The organism is Tolumonas osonensis, assembly GCF_014202415.1.
Lineage (GTDB): Bacteria > Pseudomonadota > Gammaproteobacteria > Enterobacterales > Aeromonadaceae > Tolumonas > Tolumonas osonensis.
In genome coordinates this window covers 68,924-82,025 of the sequence record NZ_JACHGR010000001.1, presented here as the reverse complement: position 1 = coordinate 82,025, position 13,102 = coordinate 68,924, and the positions used below count along the sequence as shown (strand labels likewise).

The 13,102-nt window shown below is 50.8% G+C and carries 13 protein-coding genes and 1 tRNA gene; 9 read left to right on the top strand and 5 right to left on the bottom strand.

Annotation, left to right across the window (positions count from 1 at the left end):
• The 4 genes from HNR75_RS00385 to HNR75_RS00370 all read right to left on the bottom strand — a co-directional run bounded on the left by HNR75_RS00385 (nucleotide 1) and on the right by HNR75_RS00370 (nucleotide 2,997).
• Nucleotides 1–858 carry a DMT family transporter gene (locus tag HNR75_RS00385; protein ID WP_188025040.1) on the bottom strand — a complete coding sequence of 286 codons (858 nt, stop codon included), beginning with the start codon at nucleotides 856–858 and terminating at the stop codon, nucleotides 1–3.
• A gap of 169 nt (nucleotides 859–1,027) precedes the next feature.
• Nucleotides 1,028–1,201, bottom strand: coding sequence for a DUF3606 domain-containing protein (locus HNR75_RS00380; RefSeq protein WP_188025039.1), 174 nt, complete (start codon nucleotides 1,199–1,201; stop codon nucleotides 1,028–1,030).
• Nucleotides 1,202–1,459: 258 nt separating this feature from the next.
• A tRNA-Pro gene (locus tag HNR75_RS00375) sits at nucleotides 1,460–1,536 on the bottom strand.
• A 111-nt stretch (nucleotides 1,537–1,647) separates the two neighbouring features.
• Nucleotides 1,648–2,997: a dihydroorotase gene (locus tag HNR75_RS00370; RefSeq protein ID WP_188025038.1), complete on the bottom strand. Its 1,350-nt coding sequence runs from the start codon at nucleotides 2,995–2,997 to the stop codon at nucleotides 1,648–1,650.
• 89 nt (nucleotides 2,998–3,086) lie between these two features.
• On the opposite strand from HNR75_RS00370, the gene HNR75_RS00365 reads away from it, so the two are divergent.
• The 4 genes from HNR75_RS00365 (at nucleotide 3,087) to HNR75_RS00350 (ending at nucleotide 5,829) form a co-directional block, all read left to right on the top strand.
• The gene (locus HNR75_RS00365) at nucleotides 3,087–3,965 is read left to right on the top strand and encodes a 6-carboxytetrahydropterin synthase (protein ID WP_188025037.1); all 879 of its coding nucleotides are present in this window, start codon (nucleotides 3,087–3,089) and stop codon (nucleotides 3,963–3,965) included.
• 96 nt (nucleotides 3,966–4,061) lie between these two features.
• Nucleotides 4,062–4,418 (top strand): HIT domain-containing protein, encoded by a 357-nt coding sequence (locus HNR75_RS00360; RefSeq protein ID WP_188025036.1) that lies wholly within the window; start codon nucleotides 4,062–4,064, stop codon nucleotides 4,416–4,418.
• Nucleotides 4,418–5,014, top strand: coding sequence for a penicillin-binding protein activator LpoB (locus HNR75_RS00355; protein ID WP_188025035.1), 597 nt, complete (start codon nucleotides 4,418–4,420; stop codon nucleotides 5,012–5,014). Before HNR75_RS00360 ends, HNR75_RS00355 begins: the two co-directional genes overlap by 1 nt.
• Nucleotides 5,011–5,829, top strand: coding sequence for a choline/ethanolamine kinase family protein (locus HNR75_RS00350; RefSeq protein ID WP_188025034.1), 819 nt, complete (start codon nucleotides 5,011–5,013; stop codon nucleotides 5,827–5,829). Before HNR75_RS00355 ends, HNR75_RS00350 begins: the two co-directional genes overlap by 4 nt.
• Before the next feature lie 54 nt (nucleotides 5,830–5,883).
• On the opposite strand, the gene hpf is transcribed toward HNR75_RS00350, so the two are convergent.
• Nucleotides 5,884–6,216, bottom strand: coding sequence for a ribosome hibernation-promoting factor, HPF/YfiA family (gene hpf / locus HNR75_RS00345; protein WP_188025033.1), 333 nt, complete (start codon nucleotides 6,214–6,216; stop codon nucleotides 5,884–5,886).
• 326 nt (nucleotides 6,217–6,542) lie between these two features.
• Between hpf and HNR75_RS00340 the strand changes: the two genes are divergently transcribed.
• The 5 genes from HNR75_RS00340 to HNR75_RS00320 all read left to right on the top strand — a co-directional run bounded on the left by HNR75_RS00340 (nucleotide 6,543) and on the right by HNR75_RS00320 (nucleotide 13,090).
• On the top strand, nucleotides 6,543–8,456 hold the full coding sequence (locus tag HNR75_RS00340; RefSeq protein ID WP_188025032.1) for a transglycosylase SLT domain-containing protein: 1,914 nt from the start codon (nucleotides 6,543–6,545) through the stop codon (nucleotides 8,454–8,456).
• A 15-nt stretch (nucleotides 8,457–8,471) separates the two neighbouring features.
• Complete coding sequence (locus HNR75_RS00335; RefSeq protein ID WP_188025031.1) at nucleotides 8,472–9,278, top strand: NAD-dependent epimerase/dehydratase family protein; 807 nt, start codon at nucleotides 8,472–8,474, stop codon at nucleotides 9,276–9,278.
• A complete protein-coding gene (locus tag HNR75_RS00330) occupies nucleotides 9,278–10,123 on the top strand; it encodes an endonuclease/exonuclease/phosphatase family protein (RefSeq protein ID WP_188025030.1) in 846 nt (281 codons plus the stop codon). Before HNR75_RS00335 ends, HNR75_RS00330 begins: the two co-directional genes overlap by 1 nt.
• Nucleotides 10,124–10,234: 111 nt before the next feature.
• Nucleotides 10,235–12,517, top strand: coding sequence for a YgiQ family radical SAM protein (locus HNR75_RS00325; protein WP_343043234.1), 2,283 nt, complete (start codon nucleotides 10,235–10,237; stop codon nucleotides 12,515–12,517).
• A gap of 90 nt (nucleotides 12,518–12,607) precedes the next feature.
• Nucleotides 12,608–13,090, top strand: a complete 483-nt coding sequence (locus HNR75_RS00320) for a CvpA family protein (RefSeq protein WP_188025028.1) — start codon at nucleotides 12,608–12,610, stop codon at nucleotides 13,088–13,090.
• Nucleotides 13,091–13,102: the final 12 nt, after the last annotated feature.

The window sequence follows — 13,102 nt, the reverse complement described above, 5'->3', positions numbered from 1 at the left end:
TTAAGGTTTTCTGCGCCGGGTGTAACGTTCATTTAAGTAGAGCGATAACAGAATTACGCTGCCACCGGTGAACAGTTTCAGCAGGTTGGTATCCCGGTTCCAGATCAGCAGATTCACCAGTAATCCGGCCGGAATCAATGCATTATTCATGATGGCTAACGCGCCTGCGTTGACCAAAGTCGCCCCCTTGTTCCACAGAAAATAGCCGAGCCCCGAAGCGCCGGCACCCAGCCAGATCAGGATAACCCATTGCATGGTTTGGGTCGGGTAATGGGCCTTGCCAAAGAACAGCCAGCTAATGATGGAAACCAGTAATGCTCCGATATGAAAACAGCCGAAAATGGCCAGATGTGGCGGCGGGGTCGTCTGCTTTGCCAGTAACTGTTTATAAGCGACCTGTCCGGTAGCAAAACAGATATTGGCACCTTGTACCACCAGGAATCCAACCAGATAGTCACTGGTGAGGTTGTCATACCGGATCAGGGCTGCACCGATAACGGAAAGCACCGCCGTCAGCAGATAATAGGGGGAAAAGCGACGGGCGAGCCAGTCGTAATACAAGGTGATATAAATCGGTGTAAAAATGGTGAAAATCAGAACTTCAGGCACGGTCAGTAACAGGAATGACTGATAGTAAAAGATATACATCACGCCCAGCTGAACCGCGCCGATCAGCATTAATTGTACTGCCAGTTTCAGATTCAGCCAGCGGCGGCGCAGAAACGGAACAAACACCAGCGTTGCCAGCAAAGTTCGGGTAAGAACGGCAAAATAGGAATCGACCTGACCTGCCAGATATTCGCCAATCAGACTGAAAGAAAATGCCCAGAGCAGCGTCACAGCCACTAAATAACCCATTGGCGAAACCTCATCACAGAGAAGGAAATGCAGTAGAAAATAAAAAAAAGCCTTACATTTAGTAAGGCTTTTATCTGTATAGCTGACGCTTATTACACAAAACAAATGGCTCTCTTTCAATAAAAAACGAAGACAGCACATCAGACCGGTAAAATATGAACCGGGGTGATTAGTAAGCTAAAAAATCCAGATGCTTTCTGACTGCCGCAGCAATAGAACCCACACTATTAATGGCTTCTGTCAGCTGTTTTTCAGTGCAACCAAAGTCTTCACACCAGTTCATGACTTCAGACTGGTTATGGATATCAATTCGTTTCACCGTGATGTTTTTAGTATCAATCATTATAGCCTCTTGATTTTATTAGTTTAATAAATAAGGGAATGTATTCATTATACGCCGATTGATATTGAATGTAACAATATATTTCACAACGAAACGTGACGAAACACGAATAGTTCGGAACGCAAAGCCGCAGAAAAGCGACCTGCCGAGGTTAGTCTGGGTCTTTATTGATCTTGCCCCATTCAATTTTTATCCATATCCATTTTCGCAGATATAAAAAAAGCCACCTGAGAATTCAGGTGGCTTTTGAGGATGATTTGGTCGGCGCGAGAGGATTTGAACCTCCGACCCCTGACACCCCATGACAGTGCGCTACCAGGCTGCGCTACGCGCCGGATATTAAACAAAATCATTGTTTAACGGTTACCAAGAGTCTATGTTCCGGTGCGAACCCTTGTCAACCGTGCGCTGTTTCCTGTGTCATCAATTGCTGAAGTTCTGCACAATTACCGGCGGTTAAATTGCAAACGCTGACCAAACTGCGCGGTCTGGATCAGACCGTTCTGGTAAGCAATCGTACCGTTCACCAGCGTGGTATGGATCCGGCTGCGGAACTGATATCCCTCGAACGGTGACCAGCCACACAGATACAGTGTGTTTTCCGGTGTCACCAGATACGGGCTGTTCAGATCCACCAGCACCAGATCGGCAAAATAGCCTTCGCGGATATAACCGCGCTCACGGATCTGATAGCGTTCAGCCACCGCGTGAGACGTGCGTTTCACTATCGTTTCCAGCGAGAAGATCCCGTTGTGATAATGCTCCAGTAATGACACTAATGCATGCTGACACAGTGGCAGACCAGACGGCGCCTTGAAATAGGTATTCTGTTTTTCCTGCCAGGTGTGTGGCGCATGGTCAGTCGCAATAATGTCAATGACACCGCTGTTGACGGCAGCCATTAACGCCTGCTGATCCGCCGCTGTCTTGATCGATGGATTACATTTGATCAGATGGCCCAGACGTTCATAGTCGGCCTGATTAAAGAACAGGTGGTGTGCGCAGACTTCAGCCGTAATGTTTTTGCTGGCGAGTTCGCTGAGATCCTTGCTGGCGGTAAACAATGCCAGCTCTTTGGCGGTAGTAATGTGCAATACATGCAGCTTGGTATTGTATTTTTTCGCCAGTTCAACGGCCATGCTGGATGAGGCATAACAGGCATCGGCGGAACGAATGTTGGCATGTTCCCATGCCGGCACATCTTCACCGTATTTCTCGCGGGCCGCATCTTCCAGTACCTTGATCATCGGCGTGTTTTCACAATGCGTTGCAATCAGCATGGGGGCTTCACGGAAAATAGCGGCGAGTGTGTCGGTATTATCGACCAGCATGTTGCCGGTAGAAGCGCCCATGAAAACCTTGATGCCGCAGGTCTGGTTAGCTTCCAGCCGTTTGATCTGTTCCAGGTTGTCGTTCGTAGCACCAAAATAGAAGCTGTGGTTGGCAATCGCGTTCTGGCTGGCCAATTCATATTTGGCTTCCAGCGCTTCTACTGTTACGGTTTGCGGCGTAGTGTTCGGCATTTCCATAAAACTGGTGGTACCACCCGCAACCGCCGCGCGTGATTCGCTGGCTAAAGTGCCTTTATGTGTCAGACCCGGCTCACGAAAATGCACCTGGTCATCAATCATGCCGGGTAATAAATGTAGTCCGGTCGCATCCAGTAACTTAGACTGACCATCATGAGGAATAGCAGCCGCAATTTTTTCGATGCGCTGCCCAACGATCAATACATCGGCCTGTTGTTGACGATCTTCATTGACCAGGGTGGCATTTTTGATTAACAGTCTTTCCATGGTAGTCACACACTTATTTGCAGGGATGTTGTAGTAATAATAAACGCAAATATGTCTGTCAGATACACGGGATTTATAGGGTTTTTCATATGATATTATTTGTTCGCGATCTCACTGTAATTGATGCCGCTTATTTATGTCCTCACCGTGGTGTGGTGGGAGAAAGCTGGCTGGTTGATGTCGAGCTCACCGGTGAACTCAATGAAATGAGTATGCTGCTCGATTTCTCCCGGGTAAAAAAACAGCTGAAAGCCATTATTGATGCTGAAGTCGATCACCGTCTGCTGGTGCCACAAAAAGCATCGGAAACCATGATTGAACCAGCAGAAGCGGGTTATCTGTTTGTCGATTTCCTTTCCGAAGAACATACCATTCATCTGCATTGTCCGGAGCAGGCGTTTGCCGTTATTCCAGCAACTGAAATCACGGCCGAAACAGTCACCGATTACCTGCTGACGCTGATCCGTGATCAGTTGCCTGGCAACATTGATGGTCTGAAAATTACGCTGCGGCATGAACATATTCCGACCCCGAGCTATCACTATACGCATGGTCTGAAAAAGCACGACGGCAACTGTCAGCGTATCGCGCATGGTCATCGTTCGATGATTGAACTGTGGGTCGATGGTGTGCGCGATCATGCCCTGGAACAATACTGGGCGACCCGCTGGCAGGATATCTATCTGGGCACAGAGGCAGATCTGGTCTCGGTGGCTGAACTGACACTGAGCGAAACCGGACAGGAACTGGTCAGTGACCAGCAGCATTATTGTTTCCGTTATACCTCGGCGCAGGGCGATTTCCAGCTGGCCATTCCGAAAGAAAGCTGTGAAATCATCGATACCGATACCACGGTTGAACTGCTGGCAACCTACATCGCGCATCAGCTGAAACCGCAGTTAAAGGATAAAGAGCTGAAAGTGGTGGCCTATGAAGGCGTGGGTAAAGGCGCGATAGAAGTGCTTTGAGTCCGTTAAGCGATTTTCAGGCTGTACTGAACAACAGGCTGTGCCAGAATAGGCGCAGCTTTTTCTTTTTATCCCTGTCGAATTTAAGGAAGCATCATGGCCGAAGAAACCATTTTCAGTAAAATCATCCGTCAGGAAATTCCCGCAAAATTGCTGTATCAGGATGAGCTGGTCAGCGCGTTCCGCGATATTCATCCGCAAGCGCCAACACATATCCTAATCGTGCCCAACAAAGTGATCCCGACAGTGAATGATGTGACGACAGAAGATGAAGTGGCGCTGGGACGTCTGTTCACGGTAGCCCGCAAGCTGGCCACAGAAGAGGGGATCGATGAATCCGGTTATCGTCTGGTGGTGAACTGCAACCGTGATGGTGGACAGGAAGTATTCCATCTGCACATGCATCTGCTGGGCGGAAAACGTATCGGTCGTCTGGTTCAGGCGGACGCATAATGACGGCGTTAACGTTACCTCGTGTCACTCAGCGCCGCTGGTTGTTCTGGCTGGCGGCATTTACGCTGGCCGGCTGTACTACCACGCAGTATCAATCTTCCGGTTCACGCCCGTCCGGCCAGACCGTGACGACCGGTACGGCGCGACCAGCCACACAAGCCAAGCCTCGTCAGGTGGATCTGCAGCCGCTGGCGAAACGCGCGGCCGCGTCGATTGTAAAACGCAGTGCAGGGCTCGGGCTGGCAGTAAAGCCGACGTTGTATGTCGATATGCTTCGTAACGGCACCGGCAGACAGCAGGATACCGCGAAAATAACCGCTACCCTGCACAAGGAGCTGGCTCGTTCCGGTCGCTTCAAGCTGATTCCGCTGGAAAAGAATGCGGCGTATCAGCAATCACTGGACTATCAGCAGAGTGAAGGCGCCATGAATCCGTCCACGGCGGTGCAGTTAGGGCGGCAGACCGGTGCTGACCTGATTCTGTACGGGACAGTCAGCCGGGTCCAAAAGAGCAATACTTATCAACTGACGACGCATCTGATGGAACTGAAATCAGGCGAGCTGCTATTCAGTGATAAACAATCTCTGCGTAAATGATCATCTCTGCATTACCGGCACCGTATGATCAGGCCGAAGCCACGCTGTTGGTGCAAGGATTAACCAACAGCGCCTACCGTTTGCAACTTCGTGGTACACGCTATTTTTACCGGCAGGGGATCGCCCAGCCGGAAACCCTTTTCATCGATCGTCAGCAGGAACGTCAGGCGCTGCGAATAGCCGCAGACGCAGGGTTATTGCCCCGGATTCATTATCATTCCGCAGATGGCCAGCAACTGGTACTCGCATGGTGTGATGAGCCCGCCTGGAGTATGGCTGCATTTTCCTCTGATGAGGGCATTACCCGGCTGGGAGCACTGGCTGCCCGGGTTCACGCACTTCCCGCCAGCCTAAAACAGCTAACGCTTTCCGATTACCTGCAGCGTTTTACCGCTAGTTTACCTTCACTGCCGGCAGAGTTGTTGTCCCGGATTGACCATTTGCAGGCGATGCTGCAGGCATTACCACCGACTCGTGCCGTGTTTTGCCACAACGATATCAATCCGGCCAACTTGCTGGGGAAGAAACCCTGGCTGATTGACTGGGAGTATGCCGCGATGGGGGATCCGGCTTTTGAACTGGCCGGGATCTGCCGCGCCGGACAATTGAGTGATGAACAGTTACGCCAGTTGGTGTCGGTTTATCAGACGGCGGGTGGAGGTTGTGCTGCTGAGCGGGTAGTCAAGATGTTACCGGTTGTGGATATGATCAGTCTGCTGTGGTGTGAAAAGATGCGGCTGCTGCGATCTGATGCCCGTTATGATGTGTTACGGCAACAATTGTATGGGGTAGTGCTGCAGCGTTCCGTATTGTAATCAGAAATAAAAAACGCGCCGAGAAGGCGCGTCTGAGAACACAGGGAAAGAATATCAGAACATTGCCGCCATAGAATGCGGACGCTGGATATTTCTGTTGCGGCGAGCATCCGGACGATGAATATGTCTGATAATCTGTCGTTCCAGTTTCTGCTCTAATGCATTGATTGCCGCGAAAAGATCTTCGTGTTCTGCTTCGGCGAATAATTTGCCAAACGGAATCTGAATTTTTGCTTCGATAACGTAATGTTCACCTTCCTTGCCAACATATACATGTGGAGAAATCATCGGTACCTGCATGCGCTCCAGCTTCTCGAATCTGGACGCCACATACTCGCGGATGGATGGGGTTACATCAATAATTTTGCTGGTAATTTCGATCAGCATAGTCGCATCCTCCTGCTTTGTTTTCTACAACCCACGGTTAAAGAATACCGTTTTGATAAAGTAAATTTGCGACCAGGATCACCTTAATAAAGAATAGGAATCCCGGGATTTCTCAATGTGTGATCCTTATGCCGGGCTGACTATTATGCGAACATAATCCATATCTTTGCCGGCTATGAGTTTGCTGTTTTATACAACAGTTATGTGTCAGTTTTGATATCAGACCGTAAATTCACTGTCAGCTCTTTCTGGCTGTGTTTATAATTCTCAGGTGACAGCCGGAGTGGTGCTGTTGTCTTGTTAGACCCAGAATGGATTGCATTTTCATGAAAACGCGAATAGTTGTGCTGTTACTGAGTGGATTAATGGCATTCAATGCAGTGGCATCATCTCTGACTTCTCAGCGTGCCCGTTTTATTGCGGTATCCCAGCAAGTGAAAAATGGTAATTTTAGTGAGCTGGCCCCGGCGAAAGATGAGCTGGATGATTATCCATTGGTTCCTTATCTGGATTATTACGCTCTTTCATATCAGCCGGATATTAACCGTTTTAACGACGTTAAACGGTTTGTCGCACGGTATCCGCAAAGTTATCTGGCCAGCCGGCTGACAGAACGTTACGCCCTCCTGATGATGCAGAACAATATGTGGAAGGAGTATCTGCAATTACAACCGGCTGAACCGCAATCCATGACATTACGTTGTGCCTGGCAGATGGCGCAATATCAGACCGGGAAAACAGATCAGGCAATCAGCTTTGCCCGGAAAATCTGGTTTTACGGCCATTCCCGCCCGACCACCTGCGACAGCCTGTTCTCCTTATGGAAAGAAAATGGCGGCATGACGGAAGAGGACATCTGGAAACGGATGGTGCTGGCTTTCAAGGCAAACGAACCGCGTCTGATGAATCATTTGCTGCAGCAAATGAGCACGACAAACAATATTTATTATGCGAGTAAACTGATTTCCGTTTACTCACAACCCGAAAATATCGAGACCCTGGTATCGGCTTCCCGTGATGCCCGCACCCGGGAAATTGCCAGTCTTGCATTGCAACGCTGGGCGGATAAAAACACCGAAGCGGTTCTGTCGCGTTATCTGGCATTAAAGGCCCGTTATCAGCTGAGCGAAGCTGATCTGATCGTGGTGAAAAAGCAGATTGCCCGAGACATGATGCTGGAGCGGATTAAGACATCCCGTGCCTGGCTGGATAATACCTTGCTTCAACTGCGTGATAATTCTCTGCTGGAGTTACGGGTGCGTCTTGCCCTGGCTGAAATGGACTGGCGCGGCATTAAAAAGTGGATCAATCTGATGCCAAGGGCGGGTCGGGATGATATTCACTGGACTTACTGGCTGGCCCGGGCGGAACAGCAGTTAGGTAATAAAACACATGCCAGGGCCCTGTTCCAGCAGGCGAGTTATGATCGCAGCTATTATGGGTTCATGGCTGCGTTGCAGTCCGGGATGCCGCTGCGTATTACCGAGGAAGTCCTGCAACCGGAATATAACTGGAAAAATGCGGCTCGTCAGTGGCCGGCGTTACTGCGGATTGAAGAGTTGATCGCGCTGAGTGAAACCAGTATGGCCCGCAACGAGTGGCTGTTCCTGCTGGATCAGTCCAACTATGACAGCAAGTTACAGCTGGGTCTGGTTGCTCAGCAGCGTGGATGGGCTCACTTAGGGATCCAGGCCAGTATCCGGGCGAAAGCCAAAGATGCGCTGGCGCTGCGGTTCCCGACCCCGAAAAAAGCGGTATTCAGTCGTTATGCCAAAGAGCGCAATATGGATATCAGTCTGTTGTATGCACTGGCCCGCCAGGAAAGTGCGATGTATGAACAGGCTCAGTCATCTGTCGGTGCATCCGGTCTGATGCAACTGATGCCGGCGACAGCGGCAGAAACGGCACAGAAATTAGGTGAAACACCGCCATCACCGCTGGCACTGACTAATGCCGATACCAACGTCCGTCTGGGTAGTGCCTATATCAAGCGATTGCTGGAGCAATATGACGGTAACCGGGTACTGGCTACCGCAGCCTACAACGCCGGTCCGGGTCGGGTACGCAAATGGCGTCAGCAAAGCAGTGGCCAGCCGGTAGATCTGTGGGTGGAAAATATCCCGTATAAAGAAACCCGTAACTATGTCCAAAATGTGCTGGTATTTAATGCTATCTATCAGGATCGTCTGAACCGGCCGGTTCGTTTCCTGACCGACAGTGAACGCCGTTTACGTTACTAATCATCCGGAGCCGGCATGCCGACAAACGAGATATCGATTATTGGCCTCGGCTGGCTGGGATGGCCTCTGGCAAAACAGCTGGTAGCGGAGGGATATCAGGTTACCGGCACGGTCACGACGACAGCAAAACAGCAACAGCTCATGGTCGAAGAGCCGGCGGTGAAGGTTCTGTGCTGGCAGGCAGAAGAACAACTACCGTCCTCGTTGTGTGCGCCGGTTATGATCATCACCATTCCGCCGGGCAAACTCAGGAATTACTGCGCCGCATTACAGACGCTGATTTCTCAGGCCCGGCAAGGTGGTGTCAGCCATCTGATTTATATCAGCTCGACCTCTGTCTATGGTGGAACGGGACGTTGTGATGAGTCATCACCATTGATGCCGGAAACAGCACAGGCTGCGACACTGATACAGGTTGAGCAATTGGTGCAGGACGCGGGTTTTCCCTGCTGGCATATTTTGCGTCCTTCCGGATTATTTGGTCCGGGCCGGTATCCCGGTCGTTTTCTTAGCGGTAAAACACTGGATAGTGGTGGCCGGATGGTCAATCTGGTGCATCAATGCGATGTGATTGGCGCCATCATGACATTACTGACGTATCCCCGCAGTGACATCTTTAATCTGGCTGCACCTGATCATCCTGCCCGGGCGGTGTTTTACTCCCAGGCCTGTCAGTTAGCCGGGTTAGCTTTACCACTGTTCAGTCACATGAACGATGATGGCAAGCTGATTGATGCCAGCAAGATTGAGTCAGTACCGGGTTATCAATATCAGGTTCGTAATCTTCTGCAGTGGTTGCAACAAACAACAACAGGTGAATGATGAGATTCCTTACTTTTTCTAGCGTCATTACTGCTGTGTTATTAAGCGGATGTCTGGAGATCCCGCCGCAGGAAACCCTGTCGACCAATGAAGGAACCCGGCTGGTGGATCATTGCCCCGAGATCGTGCCAGCGATCCGGCAGCAGGGCGGGGATTTAAAATCAACCTTCCGTATTACCACATGGAACATGAACAAATTCCGGCGTGCCGGCTGGCAGCAGGAGCTGAATGGCTGGGCACAACGCAGTGATTTGTTGCTGCTGCAGGAAGCAATGGAGCGACCTGCGCTAAGTCAGTTGCTGCAACAAGCAAATTTTAACTGGCTGCAGTTACAGGCGTTCCGGCTGGAAGGCGAGGCGACCGGGGTGGTGAATGCTGCGCCGGCAGCAGCCTTATATAATTGCTCATTACGGGAACCTGAACCCGTCAGCCGGCTTCCGAAATCCACGTTGCTGACGCTCTATCCACTGGATGGCAGCAGCTATCCCTTGCTGGTGGTTAATGTCCACGGCGTTAATTTCGAACTGGGTGTGGCGGCTTATCGTCGTCAGATGACGCGTTTATTCCACCTGGCAAAACGTTATCCGGGACCCGCTGTTCTGGCGGGGGATTTTGCGGCCTGGGGCAATAAGCGGAGTCATTATTTGTCAACGCTGGCACAACAAAGTGGTTTTGACGAAGTGATCCCTGCGCCTGATGTACGGCTGAAGGTACTTTCCGAGCCGGTAGATCATATTTTTTACCGCAAACTGGATCTGCAACGGGCCGAGAGTAAGAACACTCATACCTCTGATCATAATCCGCTGTGGGCTGAGTTTTCCGTTTTGAAAACAGCGGTAAAGTAACCTTTACCTGAAATCCCTGTGTTTTGAGTGGTTAAAAAATAACCATCGTCAAAGTGTGTGACACGGGCTATAATCCGCCGCCATTTTTATCAGTGATGTAGAAAGACCATGATCCAACCAGAAACCTTACTGTTTGATTATCCGAAATATTGGGCTGAATGTTTTGGGCCAGCGCCTTTTCTGCCTATGTCCCGCGACGAGATGGATCAATTAGGCTGGGATAGCTGTGACATCATCATCATCTGTGGTGATGCGTATGTGGATCATCCAAGTTTCGGGATGGCGATTGTTGGTCGCTTTCTGGAAGCGCAGGGCTTTCGGGTAGGGCTGATTTGCCAGCCTGACTGGAACAGCAAAACGGATTTCATGAAACTGGGTAAACCGAACCTGTTTTTCGGTGTCAGCGCCGGCAACATGGATTCGATGATCAACCGCTACACTGCTGATAAAAAATTGCGTCACGACGATGCTTATACGCCGAACAACGAAGGTGGCAAGCGCCCTGATCGTGCCACACTGGTGTATTCGCAGCGCTGTAAAGAAGCCTATAAGGATGTGCCGGTAGTGCTGGGTGGTATTGAAGCCTCACTGCGCCGTATCGGTCACTACGATTACTGGTCGGAAACCATCCGTCGTTCCGTATTGGTTGATGCCAAAGCCGATATTCTGGTATTCGGCAATGGCGAACGTCCGCTGACTGAAATCGCCCATCGCTTTGCCCGTGGTGAAACCATTGCAGATATGCAGGATATCCGCGGCACCGCCGTGATGCGCAAAGGGCCGCTGCCAGGCTGGAAAGGGGTCGATTCATCCCGTCTGGATCAGATTGGTCATATTGATCCGATCCCGAATCCGTATATGGAAGGTGCGCCATGCGCGACAGACACCCCTGCCGAGCCTGAAAAGCCAAAAGCGGTAGTTGTGCAGCCAGCGAAACCAAAACCATGGGAAAAGACCTATGTGCTGTTGCCGTCCTATGAAAAGGTAAAAGCCGATCGTGTGCTGTATGCACATACTTCCCGTATCCTGCACCATGAAACCAATCCGGGCTGTGCCCGTGCGTTGCTGCAACAGCATGGTGACAAGACGGTATGGGTGAATCCGCCTGCGCTGCCGCTGAGTACCGAAGAGATGGACTGGGTGTTTGCGCTGCCGTTCCAGCGTGTGCCGCATCCGGCGTATAAAGGCGCGAAGATCCCGGCGTATGACATGATCAAGACGTCGGTCAACATCATGCGCGGCTGTTTTGGCGGCTGTTCATTCTGTTCCATTACCGAACATGAAGGACGTCAGATCCAGAGCCGTTCGCACGAATCAATCCTGACCGAGATTGAAGAGATCCGCGATAAGGTACCGGGCTTTACCGGTGTAATCTCCGATCTGGGCGGGCCGACCGCCAATATGTACAAGTTGCGTTGCAAGAGTCCGCGGGCCGAAGAAACCTGCCGGCGTGCCTCCTGTGTGTTCCCGAGTATCTGTCCGCACATGGACACCGACCACACACCAACCATTGAGCTGTACCGCAAAGCCCGCGATCTGAAAGGCATCAAGAAAATCCTGATCGCATCAGGCGTACGTTACGATTTGGCCGTGCAGGATCCGCGCTATGTCAAAGAACTGGTGAAATACCATGTCGGTGGCTATCTGAAGATCGCGCCGGAGCATACCGAAGAAGGCCCGTTATCGAAGATGATGAAGCCGGGCATGAGCAGCTATTACAAATTCAAGGAGCTGTTCGACAAGTATTCGAAAGAAGCCGGTAAAGAGCAATTCCTGATCCCGTATTTTATCTCCGCCCATCCGGGCACAACGGATGAGGACATGGTGAATCTGGCGTTATGGCTGAAACAAAATGGCTTCCGTCTGGATCAGGTGCAGAACTTCTATCCGTCACCGCTGGCCAATGCCACCACCATGTATTACACCGAACTCGATCCGCTGCATAAGGTGGATTACAAGTCGGAGAAGATGTTTGTGGCGAAAGGTGAAATCCGTCGCCGCTTCCATAAAGCCGTGCTGCGCTATCACGACCCGGCGAACTGGCCGAAACTGCGTGAAGAGTTTCTGGCGCGCGGCTGGGGACATCTGATTGGTAAAGGTCCGGGCTGCCTGATTCCGGAAGAGAGCAAAACGCCGAGCCGTCAGCGCCGGCTGGATGCATTGCAGAAATCGGGGCAGATCGCGTTAACCCGCCATTTGCCGATGGAACAGCAGAAACGCACCTCTGCGGAGGGTGGCAAAGCCAAACCGGCAGGTCATGCTCGTCCCGGCTCGAATAAAAAACCGGTACTGGCCAAACCAAATGCAGCCAAACCTGCACGGGGTAAGCCGTCGGCAAACAGTAAACCTGCGTCAAATAAACGCCCTCAAGGCAGCGGAGCACGAACCCGCTAAGTGGCGGGAGGGCAGAGGCCATATTTTGCAAGCAATGCCTCTGCCTCTCTGTTAAAATGCGCGCCAGTTTAGTGGATACAGGGAGTTCATGTGGTCTGGATTGATTATGCAATCATGGCGGTGATTGGTCTGTCATCCCTGATCAGTCTGATCCGTGGTTTCGTTAAAGAAGCCCTTTCTCTGGTAACCTGGTTTGCCGCATTCTTTATCGCCAGTCGTTTTTTTGGTGATCTGGCCGTATTCTTCACTTCCGTTTCCGATAGCATGGTTCGTAATGGCATGGCGATAGCCGTGTTGTTTGTCGCAACGCTGGTTGTGGGTGCCATTGTTAACTATGTCGTCAGTGTATTGGTGAACAAAACCGGTTTATCCGGAACCGATCGGGTTTTAGGTGTCTGTTTCGGCGCAATTCGTGGCGTATTGATTGTAAGTGCGTTGCTGTTTTTTATGGATACTTTCACTAGTGCACATGATGCAGTCTGGTGGAAACAATCCATACTTATTCCAGAATTTGGTGTGGTGGTGAACTGGTTTTTTGAGTTCATGAAACACTCATCAAGTTTTATTAAGTGATTATTGGCATTT